19 protein-coding genes are annotated in these 16,579 nt (G+C 63.0%); 9 read left to right on the top strand and 10 right to left on the bottom strand.

Features of this window, described 5'->3' with window-relative positions:
* Positions 1-134: 134 nt before the first annotated feature.
* The gene (locus C5P05_RS26695; RefSeq protein ID WP_114972892.1) at positions 135-1,787 is read left to right on the top strand and encodes an FAD-dependent oxidoreductase; all 1,653 of its coding nucleotides are present in this window, start codon (positions 135-137) and stop codon (positions 1,785-1,787) included.
* A 169-nt stretch (positions 1,788-1,956) separates the two neighbouring features.
* Entirely contained in the window at positions 1,957-2,193 is a 237-nt protein-coding gene (locus C5P05_RS26690; RefSeq protein WP_114972891.1) for a hypothetical protein, read from the top strand.
* Between the two features lie 35 nt (positions 2,194-2,228).
* Here the strand turns inward: C5P05_RS26690 and C5P05_RS26685 are convergent, their stop codons facing one another.
* Positions 2,229-2,720: a hypothetical protein gene (locus C5P05_RS26685; protein WP_114972890.1), complete on the bottom strand. Its 492-nt coding sequence runs from the start codon at positions 2,718-2,720 to the stop codon at positions 2,229-2,231.
* Positions 2,721-3,156: 436 nt separating this feature from the next.
* Between C5P05_RS26685 and C5P05_RS35340 the strand changes: the two genes are divergently transcribed.
* Both C5P05_RS35340 and C5P05_RS26675 read left to right on the top strand, forming a co-directional pair.
* Positions 3,157-3,318, top strand: coding sequence for a hypothetical protein (locus C5P05_RS35340; RefSeq protein WP_420130781.1), 162 nt, complete (start codon positions 3,157-3,159; stop codon positions 3,316-3,318).
* 41 nt (positions 3,319-3,359) lie between these two features.
* Complete coding sequence (locus tag C5P05_RS26675; RefSeq protein ID WP_269813970.1) at positions 3,360-3,941, top strand: DNA-3-methyladenine glycosylase I; 582 nt, start codon at positions 3,360-3,362, stop codon at positions 3,939-3,941.
* On the opposite strand, the gene C5P05_RS26670 is transcribed toward C5P05_RS26675, so the two are convergent.
* From C5P05_RS26670 to C5P05_RS26660, 3 genes are all read right to left on the bottom strand, one after another.
* Positions 3,938-4,138 (bottom strand): hypothetical protein, encoded by a 201-nt coding sequence (locus C5P05_RS26670; protein WP_114972888.1) that lies wholly within the window; start codon positions 4,136-4,138, stop codon positions 3,938-3,940. The genes C5P05_RS26675 and C5P05_RS26670 overlap by 4 nt on opposite strands.
* 56 nt (positions 4,139-4,194) lie before the next feature.
* Positions 4,195-4,359, bottom strand: coding sequence for a hypothetical protein (locus tag C5P05_RS33860; protein ID WP_157979465.1), 165 nt, complete (start codon positions 4,357-4,359; stop codon positions 4,195-4,197).
* Between the two features lie 112 nt (positions 4,360-4,471).
* Positions 4,472-5,179 carry a VOC family protein gene (locus C5P05_RS26660; RefSeq protein WP_114972886.1) on the bottom strand — a complete coding sequence of 236 codons (708 nt, stop codon included), beginning with the start codon at positions 5,177-5,179 and terminating at the stop codon, positions 4,472-4,474.
* A gap of 72 nt (positions 5,180-5,251) precedes the next feature.
* Between C5P05_RS26660 and pip the strand changes: the two genes are divergently transcribed.
* A complete protein-coding gene (pip, locus tag C5P05_RS26655) occupies positions 5,252-6,250 on the top strand; it encodes a prolyl aminopeptidase (protein WP_114972885.1) in 999 nt (332 codons plus the stop codon).
* On the opposite strand, the gene C5P05_RS26650 is transcribed toward pip, so the two are convergent.
* Positions 6,216-7,094, bottom strand: a complete 879-nt coding sequence (locus tag C5P05_RS26650) for an alpha/beta fold hydrolase (RefSeq protein ID WP_420130780.1) — start codon at positions 7,092-7,094, stop codon at positions 6,216-6,218. The genes pip and C5P05_RS26650 overlap by 35 nt on opposite strands.
* A gap of 174 nt (positions 7,095-7,268) precedes the next feature.
* Between C5P05_RS26650 and C5P05_RS26645 the strand changes: the two genes are divergently transcribed.
* Positions 7,269-7,925: an OmpA family protein gene (locus C5P05_RS26645; RefSeq protein ID WP_114972883.1), complete on the top strand. Its 657-nt coding sequence runs from the start codon at positions 7,269-7,271 to the stop codon at positions 7,923-7,925.
* A 20-nt stretch (positions 7,926-7,945) separates the two neighbouring features.
* Here C5P05_RS26645 and C5P05_RS26640 read toward each other — a convergent pair whose 3' ends face one another.
* The 3 genes from C5P05_RS26640 to C5P05_RS26630 all read right to left on the bottom strand — a co-directional run bounded on the left by C5P05_RS26640 (position 7,946) and on the right by C5P05_RS26630 (position 11,846).
* Entirely contained in the window at positions 7,946-8,830 is an 885-nt protein-coding gene (locus C5P05_RS26640; protein ID WP_114972882.1) for a hypothetical protein, read from the bottom strand.
* Positions 8,831-8,945: 115 nt separating this feature from the next.
* On the bottom strand, positions 8,946-10,331 hold the full coding sequence (locus tag C5P05_RS26635; RefSeq protein WP_114972881.1) for an aminopeptidase P N-terminal domain-containing protein: 1,386 nt from the start codon (positions 10,329-10,331) through the stop codon (positions 8,946-8,948).
* A gap of 57 nt (positions 10,332-10,388) precedes the next feature.
* Positions 10,389-11,846: a PLP-dependent aminotransferase family protein gene (locus tag C5P05_RS26630; protein WP_114972880.1), complete on the bottom strand. Its 1,458-nt coding sequence runs from the start codon at positions 11,844-11,846 to the stop codon at positions 10,389-10,391.
* 123 nt (positions 11,847-11,969) lie between these two features.
* On the opposite strand from C5P05_RS26630, the gene C5P05_RS26625 reads away from it, so the two are divergent.
* Both C5P05_RS26625 and C5P05_RS26620 read left to right on the top strand, forming a co-directional pair.
* Positions 11,970-12,458 carry an OsmC family protein gene (locus C5P05_RS26625; protein ID WP_114972879.1) on the top strand — a complete coding sequence of 163 codons (489 nt, stop codon included), beginning with the start codon at positions 11,970-11,972 and terminating at the stop codon, positions 12,456-12,458.
* Complete coding sequence (locus tag C5P05_RS26620) at positions 12,455-13,087, top strand: FMN-binding negative transcriptional regulator (protein WP_114972878.1); 633 nt, start codon at positions 12,455-12,457, stop codon at positions 13,085-13,087. The genes C5P05_RS26625 and C5P05_RS26620 overlap by 4 nt, the downstream gene beginning before the upstream one ends.
* Here C5P05_RS26620 and C5P05_RS26615 read toward each other — a convergent pair.
* Together C5P05_RS26615 and C5P05_RS26610 are read right to left on the bottom strand one after the other, a co-directional pair.
* Positions 13,076-13,879 (bottom strand): nucleotidyltransferase family protein, encoded by an 804-nt coding sequence (locus C5P05_RS26615; protein ID WP_114972965.1) that lies wholly within the window; start codon positions 13,877-13,879, stop codon positions 13,076-13,078. The genes C5P05_RS26620 and C5P05_RS26615 overlap by 12 nt on opposite strands.
* A gap of 50 nt (positions 13,880-13,929) precedes the next feature.
* The gene (locus C5P05_RS26610) at positions 13,930-14,310 is read right to left on the bottom strand and encodes an S-adenosylmethionine decarboxylase family protein (protein WP_114972877.1); all 381 of its coding nucleotides are present in this window, start codon (positions 14,308-14,310) and stop codon (positions 13,930-13,932) included.
* 128 nt (positions 14,311-14,438) lie between these two features.
* On the opposite strand from C5P05_RS26610, the gene tkt reads away from it, so the two are divergent.
* Positions 14,439-16,559 (top strand): transketolase, encoded by a 2,121-nt coding sequence (gene tkt / locus C5P05_RS26605; RefSeq protein WP_420130779.1) that lies wholly within the window; start codon positions 14,439-14,441, stop codon positions 16,557-16,559.
* The last annotated feature ends 20 nt before the right edge of the window (positions 16,560-16,579 follow it).

The raw sequence follows: 16,579 nt of genomic DNA, 5'->3' as shown, positions 1-16,579 counted from the left end.
GTGGGCTCACATGGGCTTGTTCTCTCATTTTCTTCAGGTGGCACAGTAAACTTGCCAAATACTTCACCTGACAACACCATGCGTCTGAGCCCAAGAGAACTCCAAGCCCTGCGCACCAGCCCTATCGCACTTTGATGGACGCCAAGCCAGCGCCATCACAAGAATCTTCCGGAATTCTGCGCCGCCACTTTCTCGCCGCCTCCGCCCTGCCCTTGCTCGGCTGCACAAAACCCGATGACATCAGCGGCGGCTTCACCGGCATCAACCATGAACGTGGCCATCTGCTGCGCGATGGCAAGTCGTGGCCGGCGCCGTCCGTCACGTTCAAAACCGACGTGCTGATTGCCGGCGGCGGCGTGGCCGGCCTCGCTGCCGCGCGCGCCTTGCGTCTGCAGGGCCGCGACGATTTTGCTTTGCTGGAGCTGGAGGACAGCCCCGGTGGCAACAGCCGAGGCGGCGCCGTGAACGGCATCGCCTGCCCACTGGGCGCGCACTACCTGCCCGTGCCCAGCGACGATGCGCCCGCGGTGCAGGACTTGCTGGAAGAGCTGGGCTTGCGCCGTCGCATCGCCGGCCGCTGGCAATACGACGAGCGCCACCTGTGCCACAGCCCGCAGGAGCGCCTGTTCTTCAATGGCGAATGGCAAGACGGCCTGCTGCCCATGCAAGGGGTGGGCCGCGAAACGCTGCAGCAGTACCAAAAGTTCGCGGCCCTGGTGGAGCAGGTTCGCCAGCAGGCGCGCTGGACGATTCCAGTGTCAAACAGGCCTCTAGCCCCCGTACAACATGCGCTTTCAGCTATCACTTTCGAAGCATACCTGCGCCAGAACGGCCTGAGTGACCCGCAGCTGCGCTGGTACCTGGACTACTGTTGCCGCGACGACTATGGCGCCGGCGTCGCCACCGTGTCGGCCTGGGCCGGCCTCCACTACTTTGCCAGCCGCCACGGTTTTCACGCACTCGGCATGGAGACGGCGGAGCGCGAGGGCGTGCTGACCTGGCCCGAGGGCAACGCCTGGCTCACGCAGCGCCTGGCCGCCCCCTTGAAGGAGCGCCTGCACACCGGACGCGTGGTGCTGCGCATCGCCAACCTCAAACACGGCGTGGAGGTGGACGCCTTCAACACCGCCACCCAGACCGTGGAGCGCTGGCAGGCCAGTCGCGCCATCGTCGCGCTGCCGCTTTTTGTTGCGGCCCGTGTGGTGCAGGATGCGCCCGACTTTTTGCGCCAGGCGGCGCTCCGTACCGTGTATGCGCCCTGGCTGGTGGCCAATATCCACATCAAGTCCCCGCTGCATGACCGCCCCGGCCCGGCGCCGAGCTGGGACAACGTCTTGTATGGCGCGCCCGGCCTGGGCTATGTGGACGCCATGCACCAGAGCCTGCGGCCGGTGCCGGGCGCCACGGTGCTGAGCTATTACCGGTCGCTGGGCGACGTGCGCGGCGGCCCCGGCACTGGCCGGCGTCAACTGCTGGAGAAACCGTGGCAGGCGTGGCGCGACGAGATCCTGGCCGAGCTGGCTGTAGCGCATCCCGATTTGGCCGCCAAGACCAGCCGCATCGACATCACACGCTACGGCCACGCCATGGCCATCCCTGTACCGAGAAATAGGGATGAAATCGGCCTGCAGCCCCCGTTCCATATGCGAAAGAAGCTACAAAAACGAGAGCAACAAGTGATAACCCACGATCGCCTGAGTTTTGCCCACAGCGACTGGGCAGGCTACTCGGTGTTTGAAGAAGCCTTCACGCTGGGGCATGACGCGGTGGCCATGGGCAAACAGTAGTGGACGTAGGGACGGCCAATCCGCGCCCCCCGTATGAACTCGCCCGCGTTGTCCGCCAACTCAGGAAAACATCACTGAGAGAGTAGTTATCCCAAAAGGCGCGGACGCCCCAGTTGGGCTGCATGAAAATTAATTCGCCAGCATATTCTGGCCACTCATGAGGTGCCGTATGAAAAAATTTCTGCTCTGTTCAATGGCTCTTGTTGCCACTTCAGTTTTTGCCAACCACTGTCCGAACGAGATGAAAGCGATTGATGCCAAGCTCGCCACCAAACCCGCTCTGGCTGCCGCTGATTTGTCAAAAGTTAAATCCCTTCGTGCCGAGGGCGAGAAGCTGCACAAGGAAGGCAAGCACGAGGACTCCTTGAAAGCCTTGGACGAGGCCAAAGCGCTGCTCGGCATTTGACGGACAGCAAACTTAAAAGGGTTTCCCTGAATCAATTACCTGGATTTCTTGGCCGCCGATTTGGCGGATTTTTGAGCCGATTCACGCGCCAACTCCACCAGTTCGCGAATGCGTTCTGCCATCGCCGCGTAAGTCACCGCGTCTCTTTCGTCGGCATTGATTGCATTGACGAAGGCGTTGAAGTGCCGGTCATTGACCCAGAACGTGCCTTCGTCGGCGTACTCATCCAGTGCATCGGCAAAGTTCTGCACATCTGCGTCAGTGGCAAAGAAGTCCTTCAAGAAAGTGGCTGGCGTGCTCAAGCCCGCTTCCACGGCGGCGGTCAGGCTGTCGAGCATTTCGTTGATCAGGCTCTCGTCAAAATCATCGCTCATGTTTTTGAACGGGGTCAGCTTGCCGGTCCGGGGGTCGTAGCCCCCTCGTGAATCGAGGCGATCCAGGAGCTCGGGCAACGCCCCTGCTGAAGTATTGCTGTCAATACCGTCGTAGGAGATGGGGGTAATTTGTGGCTTATATGCAGCAACCATGGGCGCCTTGATGTGTAGTTGGTCCTGGGCCAGGAGGCGCCCGCGGTGATTTTCGATGACAAAGGGAACGCCTCAAATGTAAGCCACACAGCGTACGGTGTCGCACAGATGCGCAAGGCCTGTCTGACCTACTATGCGGCATGAAAAATGGATCAGGCCAGTGAATTTTGTTGAACCCTTGAATTCAAGCACGCAACTTTTCCGGTAATCAAGTCATGAACACTTCAGCATTTCGACAAGCGGAAAATATCGGCATCAGGGGCCGCTTTTACTGTGCCTTTGACCCAGTGACCCGACAAATCCAGCTGACCGTGGAGGCGTCGTCGGTGGATGAGGCGCAGCAGCGCCTGGCGACAGCGGCCGGTCTCTGCGGATTCACCAAAGCTGAGACCTTGCTTTTTGTCGTCCTGGAGGACGCGCCACGCGGAGTTCCAACATTTTCGACAGGTTTTTTTGTAGTGCCATACTTGAGCACAATCGAGACGAGGAGAAGGAGCACGCCTCCATGGTGCAGGAGTGGCTCCGGCGCAAAGACCCCAAGTTTTCCAGCGAACTGAAGGACTACTTGTTCACCGAAAAACCAATTGCGGACCGCTAAACCGGCCTTGAACTTTGAACACTGACCATGCCACGACCGGCCTGCCTACTTGCCAACGCTGCAGCTGGGCCGGCACTGAGCCGCTGATGCAGGCGTACCACGATGAAGAATGGGGCGTGCCGGAGCACGACTCACGTGCATTGTGGGAGATGCTGATGCTCGAAGGTTTCCAGGCCGGCCTCGCCTGGATCACGGTGCTGCGCAAGCGTGAGGCGTTCCGCGAAGCGTTCGCCGGCTTCGATCCGGTCAAGGTGGCACGTTTCACTGAAAGCGATGTGCTTCGACTGCTCGACAACCCGGGCATCATCCGCTCGCGCGCCAAGATCGAGGCCACGATCAAGGGCGCCCGCATCTTCTGCGACATGGCGGATCGGGCAGAGGACTTCAGCGCGTTCTGCTGGTCCTTCACCGATGGCCAGGTGCTCCACGGTGACGGCAGGACTTTCGTCGCCTCGTCCCCGCTCTCAGCACGGATTTCGACTGAAATGAAGCGGCGCGGCTTCAAGTTTGTCGGGCCAACGATCGTTTACGCGTGGATGCAGGCGGTGGGCATTGTCAACGACCATGCCACTGGATGCTTCCTGCGAACAGCGCATGACAAGAGCGCCGTGCCAGTTATTTAGCCGATGACGGACAGCTCCGAGGCGTCCACAAAGCTGGAACCTGCGCGCGGCCATTCGACCAGGACGCCCTCGGCCGTCTGGCCAACAACGTAGCCGTCGGTGCGCTCGATGGTGCCGCGGCGAACCAGATTGACGCGTTCACCCGCCTCGAATGTGGGGGCGGCGAAAAGAGATTTGAGGAAAAAAAAGATGTGCATATAAATGTTCTGGAAAGTCTGGGTCGGGTGCCCGTTGGCAACGGGAGGCCGCCCGATTAGTGAGGTTGCATCCCGTGACGTTCGCGGTACTCAAGGTCGGCGAGAGACTGGGATTGGGAGAGATAGGATTCGAGATCCCGCTGCTCATGCCGGTCGACAAGGCGCGCCCAAGCGCGGACCAGACTTCGGGCAGAGAACCACAGGGAAAAGAGGATGTTCATGGCGATGACTCCGGAAATGAAGACGACACCCCCGTCTTCCTAGGGTAAACCCTAGTATCGCACAAACTCAGTGCATCCGTGCACGAAAAGCGTGCGGATTAGAGAGCTGCCGCTAAATCCCGTGGCTATGAAGCTCGATGGTGCCCTTGGGGGTGTGCAGGGTTGCGGTGATGTTGGCCGGGCCCGTCTCAACCGCCACACCCGTGAGCCCGATGGCCTCAAAAGCCGCCTGCAGTTTGACGGCCGTGGGATGGGTGACACCAATACTCTGCAGCGTCACGCCCGAACGCGGCAGGCTGTTCCGGGGGTGCAGGCGCAAGGGCTCGGCGGCATCGGGTTTGCCCCATTGAATCAGGCTGGGCAGTGCACCATTGAACAGACGTTGCCCATCCTCGCGCACGGTGATTTGCCATTGCAATACGCCTTTGCGTGAATGACGCTTGGCTTGCACGGCCAGCCCGCGTTCAATCTCCTGCTTCTTCAAGGCGATGCGGGCGGCCTGAATGTCGTCGGTATTGGCCACGAAATGCACCAGCCTTGGCTCAATCGCGACGGCCGCTCGCAGCGCCTCATCGTCCATGTCAAACCAGCGCCTGGCCGGCGCATTGGCGGGCCTTTTGGCGTCTGGATTAATGGCGATGATTTCGAAATAAGCCAGCGGGTGGGCCGGTGTGGCGATTTTGAACAAGCGGTTGTGGGTGCCATACTGTTCATGTTCACCGCCCGGACCGGGCGTGATGCCCAGCGTGGCCTCGCACCACTGCACGCCGAGCTCCAAGGTTTTCGCCACGACAACCAGATGATCAATTTGTGTTTTCATGGCCTGACCATACCATCCACGCACGCGGGCACTGCACGCCAGATTACAGTGTCGCCATCCCATCGAAAGGAAATGCCCGTGACTGAATTGACCCTGCGCACCGCCGTCTATCCCCTCATCGAACCTTACCGCAGCGGCCGCTTGCCAGTGGACGAGGTGCACACCCTGTATTGGGAAGAGTGCGGCAACCCCAAGGGGGTGCCGGTGCTGTTCCTGCATGGTGGGCCGGGCGCGGGCCTGTCACCGCGGCATCGTCAATTTTTTGACCCGGCCTACTACCGCATCGTGCTGTTTGACCAGCGCGGCGCGGGCAAGTCAACGCCGCTGGGCGAGTATCGCAACAACACCACCCAGCTGCTCATTGGCGATATCGAGCGCCTGCGGCAGATGCTGGGCATCACGCAGTGGCTGGTGTTTGGCGGCTCCTGGGGCTCAACACTGGCCCTGGCCTATGGCGAGGCGCACCCCGAGTGCTGCACCGGTTTCGTCCTGCGCGGCATCTTTCTGTGCACCCAGCCCGAGATCGACTGGTTTCTGAATGGCGTCCAGTGGTTTTTTCCGCAAGAGCATGCCCAGTTCGTGGCCAATATTCCAGAGGCAGAACGGGGTGATTTACTGCAAGCCTACGTCAAGCGCCTGTTCAGCGACAACGCGGAAGAAAATTTGCAGGCGGCGCGTACCTGGAGCCGTTACGAGGGCAGTTGCCTGCATCTGCTGCCCCACCCCGAGGTGGCGGACGAGTTTGGCTCGGACGCGGTGGCGCTGGGCGTGGGCCGGCTGGAGGCGCACTATTTTCGCCACGACGCTTTTTTGACGGACGACCAGCTGATCCGCAACGTGGACCGAATTCGCCACCTGCCGGCCGTCATCATTCAGGGGCGCTACGACGTGGTGTGCCCCCCGCGCTCCGCCTGGCGCCTGCATCAGGCTTGGCCCGAGGCGAGTTTTCGGATGATTGAAGACGCTGGGCACGCGGCCTTCGAACCCGGTATTGCCAGCGCGCTGGTCGCCGCGACTGAGCAATTCAAACTCGACTTCAGGATCGCAGGAAAGCCAGCAGATCAGCGTTGAGCTGGTCTTTGTGCGTATCCGCGAGGCCATGGGGTGCCCCGGCGTAGACCTTCAGGCTCGCCTTCGGGACCAGCTTCGATACGCGCAAGGCCGAGGTGGCGATCGGGACAATCTGGTCGTCGTCGCCATGCACGATCAGCGTCGGCACGTCGAATTTCTGGAGGTCGTCGGTGAAGTCGGTCTCGGAGAAGGCCTTGATGCAGTCCAGCGTGCTCTTGTGACTGGCCTGCATGCCGCGCAGCCAGAAGGCGTCGATCATGCCCTGCGAAACCTTGGCACCGGGCCGGTTGGCCCCGAAGAACGGGCCGCTGGCGAGATCTTTGTACAACTGGGCGCGATCGGCGGTGGCGCTGGCCCGCAAGCCATCGAACACCGCCATCGGCACACCATCGGGATTGGCCGGCGTCTTCAGCATCAGCGGTGGCACGGCGGCGATCAGCGCCGCCTTGGCCACGTGTTGCGTGCCGTGACGGCCGATGTAGCGGGCCACTTCACCGCCGCCCATGGAGAAGCCGATCAGAACGGCGTCTTGCAGAACCAGCGTGTCGATGAGCAAGGCCAGGTCGTCAGCAAAAGTGTCCATGTCGTTGCCGCCCCAAGGCTGGCTCGACCGGCCATGGCCGCGGCGGTCATGGGCGATGCAGCGAAAGCCGTGTGAGGCCAGAAACAGCATCTGGGACTCCCAACTGTCCGCATTGAGGGGCCAGCCGTGACTGAACACCAGCGGCTGTCCCGCCCCCCAATCCTTATAGAAAATATGGGTACCGTCTTTTGTCGTGATCGTGCTCATGGTGGGCCTCCTTCGCGTCGCAGCCGGGCCATGCACGAACCGGCATCGCCGCACCTGCGGCTGACTGGTGAATCATTAAATTCAGAAACCGGAAATCGCCCATTGCGAAAACGCAAAAATGGACAAAGACGGTGCTACTACGCTGCATCATTGAGCCCGTGCGGGGAGCCGCCTCCCCCATGAAAAGCGCCAAATAGTTACACTAAAACTTCACATGAAGGATGACTTATGACAACTATTGCATCACGTAGCGGTTCGATCGCTTTGATTTTTGGCGCCGTCGCCGTGCTGGCCACAGGCTGCGCCAACATGAGCGATGCGCAGCGCAGTGCAGCCATCGGCGGGGGCATAGGCGCCCTGGCGGGTGCGGCCATCGGGGATGACCGGGGCGCGGTGGCAGTCGGCGCCGGTTTGGGTGCACTGGGGGGCTACATCTGGTCCAACCAGATGGCCCAGAAAAAGGCCGCCATGGAAAAGGCCACGGCGGGCACCGGTGTGGCTGTGACGCAGACGCCCGACAACCAGCTCAAGCTGAACATTCCGAGTGATATCTCGTTCGACACAGGCCGATCCGACATCAGGCCGAACCTGCGGCCCATTCTTGACCAGTTTGCGCAAGGCTTGAGCAGCCAGGCCAATACTGAAATCCGTGTGATCGGACACACCGACAGCACCGGATCTGACGCCATCAACAATCCCTTGTCGGTCAACCGTGCGGCCAGCGCACGCGACTATCTGGTTTCGCGCGGCGTGGATGGGCGTCGCATCCAGATCGATGGCCGGGGTTCGCGCGAGCCGATTGCGGATAACAACAGCGAGACCGGTCGGGCCAGGAACCGCCGTATTGAAATCTTCCTCGCTGAGCGCCCGCTGTCCCAAAAATAATCGGCAACAGGCGTCGAAAATCAGACCGTGGGGCGGTGTTTATGTCGCCTGTGTCGCTTGCGCACCGTGCGTACCGGCTGTCTTGAACTGAAGGCGCTGCGCTTGCGCCGGCGTACCGCTCTCCACTGACTGTATTCCAGCGAAAACTTGACCATGTACCCGAGCGCATACACCCCGACCAGCGCGAGGACCCACGGCATGATTTCGTCAATGAATTTTTCCAGGAGGACTGCGGCGTTCCTCTGGTCATCGGCGATCTGTGCGGCGGAGCGCGGTCGATTGGACGTGTCGGATCGATTGCCGGACCCGGCCCACGACACCGATTCGGCATGGGAGCCCGGGCCTCCATTCGGCGAGTAATTGCCTGACAGTGCGTCATCAAACGACCAGCCCCTGTCCAGGCCGAGCCCAGACTCCATATCGCGTATGGCACCCAGGACGCCAGCGCCGGCCAGTCCTTCGTAGGCCGGGCGAACCGCGTCCAGAACGGTGTGGGCAAGTTCAGCGCGCCACGCCGCGTCCTCTTTGACACCCGAGGCCTCCGCGAATGAAGTCGATGGCCCCGTGACTTGGGCGCCCGCCGGCAACAGCGATCTTGCGGCTTGTCCTCTTTCACTTCGTCCGGCATCTGAGTGACCCGCTGGACGATTCCTGACAAGCAGTTCTTGCGCTGAGATTGCATCATCGGCATCGTTTGTCCGGCCTTCGACATCGGTGGCATCCAACGCTGGACTGGCCTCTTTCTCCCACCATGGGACGTTCTTGACCGGGCCAAACGCAGGGATGTGCGTTGCGGTCAATTCAACCATCGGTTCGGCGCGGGCCAGACCGGCCATGCCGATGACGCCGACACAGCCGACAGTGACTAGGGCAGTTCGCGTCTGGTGACCGATATGGATAGGCATGGCATGTTTGATCCTTGAGCAAACATGCTATCGGAATCCGACGCCAACTGCCTCGATATTGACGGTTCAGTTGCTAATTCGCAATATCCCGACGGGATTGGCGCCCTGAATGCACTCACTCCCGCATCAGTGCCTCAATCTCGTCCGCTTGCACCGGCACACCGCGGCTGATCAATTCGCAGCCGGAGTCCGTCACGATGGCATCGTCCTCGATGCGAATACCGATGTTGTGGAACTGGGCCGGCACCCCGTCAGCCGGCCGCACATAAAGGCCGGGCTCTATCGTCAGCACCATGCCGGCTCGCAGAATGCGGCTGGGCCGGTTTTTGATGACTTCGCCGCTCAACGGGTCTTTTCGCTCGCTCACCGTGCCGACTTCTGACGGCTCGATGTAGCCACCACAGTCGTGCACGTCCATACCCAGCCAGTGGCCGGTGCGGTGCATGTAGAACTGGAAGTAGGCGCGTTTTTCAATCACGTCCTGTAGTGTCCCCACCTTATTGGCGTCCAGCAGCCCCAAGTCCAGCAGGCCCTGTGCCAACACCTTGACGCTGGCTTCGTGCGGGTCGGTAAAGCGGGCGCCGGTCTTTGTCACGGCAATGGCGGCTTCCTGCGAGGCCAGCACCAGCTCGTACAGCGCGCGCTGGGGTCCGCTGAACTTGCCGTTGGCGGGGAAGGTGCGGGTGATGTCGGACGCATAGCCATCGAGTTCGCAACCCGCGTCGATCAACACCAGTTCACCGTCACGCACCGGAGCCGTGTCGGCGCGGTAGTGCAGCACGCAGGCGTTGGCGCCGGCGGCCACGATGGAACCATAGGCCGGGTACTGCGAACCATGGCGGCGAAACTCGTGCAGCAGTTCGGCGTCCAGGTGGTATTCACGCACCTCCTGGCCACCCCGCAGCATGCGGGCACTCAACTGCATGGCGCGGATGTGGGCACCGGCACTGATCTGCGCGGCGCGGCGCATGGTGGCTTGCTCATAGGGGTCTTTAACCAGTCGCATCTCGTCGAGCGGACCGCACAAATCGCGTTGCTGCTCGGGGCACAAGGTGCCATAACGGACACGGGCGCGCAGGCTGCCCAGCCAGCCATCGACGCGCGATTCCAGCCCCTTGTGGGTGGCAAAGGGATACCAGATGGCATCGCGGCCGTCCAGCAGACCGGACATCTGGGCGTCCAACTCAGTAACCGAAAAAGCCGCGTCCACACCCAGTTGGGCGGGCGCGGCCTCCGGCCCCAACCGGTAGCCATCCCAGATTTCACGCTCCAGGTCTTTCGGCGCACAAAACAAAGTGCTCTTGCCGTCGCCGGTAATCACCAGCCAGGCCCTGGGCTCGGTGAAACCAGTCAAGTAATAAAAGTAGCTGTCATGCCGGAACAAAAAGTCGGCGTCGCGGTTGCGCTGCTGTTCGGGCGCGGTGGGCAAAATGGCGATGCCCTTGGGGCCGAGTTGGGCTGCCAGGGCAGCGCGACGTTGTGAATACAGGGCGAAGGTCATGGTGTGGATCAGGTGTTCAATGGTCCAGTGTAAAGCGCGGCACTGACTTGTGCTTGGCTACTTGGCTTGCAGCAAAACACCGAGCCTGGCGGCTGCAGCACGCAGCGCAGCCGTGTCATAACCGGCGTAACCAAACAGCCAGCCCCGGCGCGTGGACGCGATGGTGTAACGCGACAGGGGCGCCAGCAGAATGCCCGCAGCCTGGGCGCGCGCGGACAGGGTCTGGTCGTTTTGGTCCGCCGGCAATTCATGCAGCAAATGCAGGCCTTGCTCGCTGGGCCGCAGCTGCAGCTGGCCGTGGCTGGCGTCGGCCAGGGCGTCTATCAGCACCCGCTGGCGCTGCGGGTAGAGCTCGCGCATGCGGCGCAAGTGGCGCAGCAGATGACCCTCCGTGATGAAGCGGGCCAGCACCGCCTGGGCGTCGCCGGGCGCATGGCGGTCGCTGATGGCGCGGGCCATGGCGAAAGCGTTGGCCAGCGCATGCGGCAGCACCACAAAACCCAGGCGCAAGCCGGGGTGCAGTGTTTTGGAAAAGGTGCCCACATACAACACGCGCTCTGCGTGGGGCAGGCTGCACAGGGCCGGCAGGCGGTGTGTGCCGTACTGGAACTCCCCGTCGTAGTCGTCTTCGACAATCCAGGCGCGCTGCGCGTTGGCCCAATCCAGCAGGGCCAGGCGACGCTTGAGGCTCATGCGCACGCCGGTGGGAAACTGCGAGGTGGGTGTGACCACCGCCAGCCGCGCGGCGGGCCATTGCGTGACGGTCTGGTCGATCACCAGCCCCTCTGCATCGACCGGCACGGGCCGTACGCTAACCCCATGGCCTGCCAGACTGGCGCGGATGCCGGGGTAGCCGGGGTCCTCCACCAGCGCTTCATCGCCCACGTCCAGCAACAGGCGGCCAATCAGGTCGATGGCCTGCTGCGAGCCCGAGCACACCACCACCTGGCCGGCCTCGCAGCGGATGCCGCGCGATACCCACAGCCACTGCGCAACGGCGTCACGCAGCGCGGGCGCACCGGCCGGGTCCAGGTACTGGGCTTGCGCCATGCGCTGGGCCTTGGAGGCCTGGCGCGCCAGCCGGTCCCACAGGGCAAAGGGGAAGGTGGCCACCTCGGGCGCCCCGATGCGAAAAGGCAGCGCCGCCTGCAGGGGCGGGTTCCAGTGCAGCACGGTGTCGGCAATCAGTTGCCCGCGCTGCGACAGGCCGGCACTCACGGCGGGACGCAAGCCCATGGGCGTAGCACCCAAGGCGCCCAAGTCGTCGGCCACGTAGCTGCCGTCCCCCACGCGCGCCACCACATAACCTTCGGACTGCAGGCGCTCCAGCGCCCACAACACGCTGTTGCGCGACACCCCCAGGGTCTGGGCCTGCGCACGCGACGCGGGCAGGCGCGTGCCGGGCTTGAAAGTGCCTTGTTCAATGGCGCGGCGCAGCTCCAGGTAAACCCGCTGACGCACCGACTCGGCGCGCGGTTGAGGTGCGGTCTTGGGTGCATTGGCTCTTTGACTCATGCTGAATTGGCCCTTTGCAATGCATGGAAGTTTTATAAACTAAGGAACCACTGTAGCAGCCCGTGCTACCGCGCCCAAGGCGCCTTCAGCGTCGTTTCCTTGCAGTCCAACCGAGAGCCCACCATGGCCCAGCACACCAGCACCGTTCTCTGGCAGCGCGACCAAGCGCCGTTTACCGACCACCGCTACAGCCGCCGCCACGCCTGGCACTTCGACGGCGGGGCGGTGGTGAGCGCTTCGTCCTCGCCGCATGTGGTGCCGCTGCCCTATTCCGACCCGGCGGGCGTGGACCCCGAGGAGGCTTTTGTCGCATCCCTGTCCAGCTGCCATATGCTCTGGTTTCTGGACGTGGCCGCCCGGGCCGGCTGGGTGGTGGACAGTTACCGCGACGAGGCCGTGGGCGTGATGGCGCGCAACGCCGAAGGCCAGGTGGCCATGACCCGTGTCACCCTGCGCCCGGCCGTGCAGTTTGCGCCAGAGCGCTGCCCCACGCTGGCGGAGCTACAGGACTTGCACCACCGCGCACATGCCTCCTGCTTTATCGCCAACTCGGTCAAGACCGAAGTGCTGTGCGAACCCGTTTTTGCAACCCCCACCAGCTCCAACCCATGACCTATCTGCCGCCCCACTTCGAAGAGACCGACGCCGCCACGCTGCACGCGCTGGTGCGCACCCACCCGCTGGCCACCTGGATCGTCCAGCACCAGGGCGAGCTGCTGGTCAACCACATTCCGTTTTTGCTGGACGCGGACCGGGGCGAACACGGCACGCTGGTCGGCCATGTGGCGCGCGCCAATCCGGTGTGGCAGGCGCTGGCTGCAGGTGCCCCGTCGGTGGCGGTGTTCACCGGGCCGCAGGCCTATGTGTCGCCCAACTGGTACCCCAGCAAGCACGCCCACGGCAAGGCCGTGCCGACCTGGAATTACGCCACCGTGCACGCCCACGGCGTGCCGCAGGCCTTCGAAGATCCGGCCCGGGTGCTGGAGGTGGTGACCCGCCTGACCCAGGCCCACGAGGCTGGCCAGGCCCTGCCCTGGCAGGTGTCTGACGCGCCGGCCGACTACATCGCCAGCATGCTCAAAGCCATCGTCGCGATCGAGATCCCGGTGCAACGCTGGGTGGGCAAATGGAAGGTCAGCCAGAACTGCACCGCTGCCGACCAGCAAGGTGTTGCGGCCGGGTTGAGCAGCCAGGGCACGGACGCTGCCCGTATGGCAGCCCTGGTGAAGTTAAGGGGCTGAGGCGTTCAATTGCGCCAGCCGCTGCGGTGTACCGACATCGGTCCAGCATCCCGTGTAGAGCTCGGCGCTGACCCGTGCCTGATCCATGGCCGCACGCAGCAAGGGCGCCAGCGCCGCCTTGATGCCGTGAGGATTGCCGGGGGCGATGTCGCACCAGGGTTGCGCAAACAGTTGGCGCCGGTACAGGCCGATGGTGGAATAGGTGTAGCGTGGGCGCGCGTCATCCGGGCCGAGGTTCAGCGCCAGGCCCATGCCCTGTACGTCATTTGGATTCACCGACAGGCCGAAATCGCCCTTGCGGTTGTGCTCGGGGTTGGGCACCAGCCACAGATGGGCCAGTTTGTCACTGGCAGCAAAGCGATCCACCGCCGCTTGCGCAAACACAAAATCCGGCGCAAACACGTCGCCGGCCAGCACCCAGAACACCTCCGCACTGGCGCCGATGGCGGCCGGCGGACACAGCAGCGGCAAGGCCCGTGCAATGCCGCCAGCGGTTTCCAGGGCGCCGCCAAAGTCACGCCCCTCATCCGAGTACGTGATGTGCAAGCACTCCTCATTTAGTAGCTGTTCGCGCTTATTGGACGGGGGCTGGAGCACAAAAACACTCTTGAACCGGTCGGCAATCTGCGCTCCCAGCCAGGCGGTGTTCACCACCACCGCGTCAAAGCCGCCGCGCGCCAGCGCTTCCAGCGGCCACTGCATCAGCGGCTTGCCACGTACCGGCAACAGCGGTTTGGGCGTGGTGTCGGTCAGCGGTCGCATGCGCTCACCACGCCCGGCCGCCAGAATCATGGCCTTGATGGGCGACACCGTCTTGGGGTGCGTGGATGCAGGCGTCAATTTCATGCGGTGATTCTTCCTCGTGTCAGGCTGTTACGCACCACGTCGCCAGGTTCAAACAAGGCCACCAGCGCGGCCATCAGCAGGTGCGCCTTGGCACTGTGGTCGCCGCCAAAATTGCAGACATAGACGTCCAGCGTCACGGCTTGTTGCTCGGGCCAGGTGTGCACGCACAGGTGCGACTCGGCCAGCAGCACCGTGGCCGTGACGCCGCCCGGGCCTTGCGCCGTGCCGGGAAAGGCATGAACAACATGCGCCACCGCCTGCAGGCCCGCAGCCGCCACGGCCAGCACACAACGCTCGCCCAACAAGGCAGCGTCCGTCAGCCATTGCGAGGCGCATTGGCACTGGTGAAGATCGGCGGTGAGGTGGAGTCCGTGCATGGGTGGAGACTATACGCATGCAAGGCGTGGCAGCGGCCAGCAAGCCGAACAAATCGGGCATTTCCCTGCGCCCGGTAAAATGCTGGGTTTTCCCCCACACACCCAGAACTACCCCGGAGTTGGCACAGATGGCAAATACAGATCAAACAGAATTAGCGCTACCAGAACAGCAATCTGTTCCAACGGTACAAGCGGAGCCCACAAGCGCTGCCAATCACGCTGACATGGCCAACGCCATTCGTGCCCTGGCGATGGACGCCGTGCAAGCGGCCAACTCGGGCCACCCCGGCGCGCCCATGGGCATGGCCGACATGGCCGTGGCTTTGTGGGGTTCACACCTCAAACACAACCCAGTCAATCCGCACTGGTTCGACCGCGACCGCTTCGTGCTGTCCAACGGCCATGCCTCCATGCTGCTGTACTCGGTGCTTCACCTGACCGGCTACAAGCTGCCGCTGACTGAGCTGAAGAAATTTCGCCAGCTGGGCTCAAAAACCGCCGGTCACCCCGAAATGGGCGTGACGCCCGGCGTGGAAACTACCACCGGCCCGCTCGGCCAGGGCATCTCCAACGCGGTCGGCATGGCCTTGGCGGAAAAACTGTTGGCGAGTGAATTCAACCGCGAAGGCCTTGACGTCGTCAACCACAACACCTTCACCTTCATGGGCGACGGCTGCCTGATGGAAGGCATCAGCCACGAAGCCGCCGCCCTGGCCGGCGCCTGGAAGCTGAACAAGCTGATTGCCCTGTACGACGACAACGGCATCTCGATTGACGGCCAGGTCGCGCCCTGGTTCATCGACAACACCGCCCTGCGCTTTGTCGCCTACGGCTGGAACGTGCTGGGCCCGATCGACGGCCACGATGCCGAACTGGTGGCCAAGACCATCGCCGAGGCCAAGACCTCGACCGACAAGCCCACGCTCATCATCTGCAAGACCGCCATTGGCCAGGGCAGCCCGAACCGCGCAAACACCGCCAAGGCGCACGGCGAACCCCTGGGCGCGGAAGAAATCCTGCTGACCCGCGCCGCGCTGGGCTGGGCGCACAAGCCTTTCAGCATCCCCCAAGACGTGTACGCCGCGTGGGACGCCAAGACCGCCGGCGCCGCCGCCGAGGCCGCCTGGAACGACAAGTTCGCCGCCTACAAAGCTGCGCACCCCGAACTGGCCAACGAGCTGGTGCGCCGCATGAAGGGCGAGCTGCCGAAGAACTTTGCCCAGGTGGCCGTGGACACCGCCGTGGCCGCCCACACCAAGGCCGACACCGTGGCCTCGCGCAAAGCCTCGCAACTGGCGTTGGAAGCCTTCACCGCCGCGCTGCCGGAAATGCTGGGCGGCTCGGCCGACCTGACCGGCTCCAACCTGACCAACACCAAGAGCACGCCCAGCCTGCGCTTCAACTTCACCGGTGGCGTGGTCCAGACGCCGAACGCCGACGGCGTGGCGGTGGGCGGGCGCCACATCAACTACGGCGTACGCGAATTCGGCATGGCCGCCATCATGAACGGCATCGCGCTGCATGGCGGCTTCATTCCCTACGGCGGCACCTTCCTCACCTTCAGCGACTACAGCCGCAACGCCGTGCGCATGGCGGCGCTGATGAAGCTGCGCGTGGTGCATGTGTTCACGCACGACTCGATTGGCTTGGGCGAAGATGGCCCGACCCATCAGTCGATCGAACACGCCGCATCCTTGCGCCTGATTCCGAACCTGGACGTGTGGCGTCCGGGTGACACGGCTGAAACCGCCGTCGCCTGGGCCGTGGCCCTGCGAAACAAGAACAAGCCCACCGCCCTGCTCTTGAGCCGCCAGAACATCAACTACGCACCCAAGAGCAGCCTGGGTGATATCAGCAAGGGCGCTTACGTACTGGCCGAGCCGAGCGAAGTCGGTCTGAAGAAGAAGACCCAGGCCGTCATCATCGCCACCGGCTCCGAAGTGCAGCTGGCGCTCAAGGCGCAGGAGATTCTGGCCACCCGCAAGATCGCGGTACGTGTGGTCTCGATGCCGAGCACCACCACATTTGACAAGCAAAGCGTCGAGTACAAGAGCAGCGTGCTGCCCGCCGGCGTGCCCCGCATCGCGGTGGAAATGGGCGTGACCGATGGCTGGTGGAAATACGGTTGTGCAGCCGTGGTCGGCATCGACACCTACGGCGAATCCGCACCAGCGCCGGTGTTATTCAAGCATTTCGGCTTCACGCCGGACAATGTCGCGGACACCGTGGAACAAGTTTTGCGCAAGTAATCAGTTTTCAATTTTTAACT

Source organism: Rhodoferax ferrireducens (assembly GCF_003347515.1).
GTDB lineage: Bacteria > Pseudomonadota > Gammaproteobacteria > Burkholderiales > Burkholderiaceae_C > Rhodoferax.
This window is presented reverse-complemented; position numbering and strand designations above follow the sequence as displayed.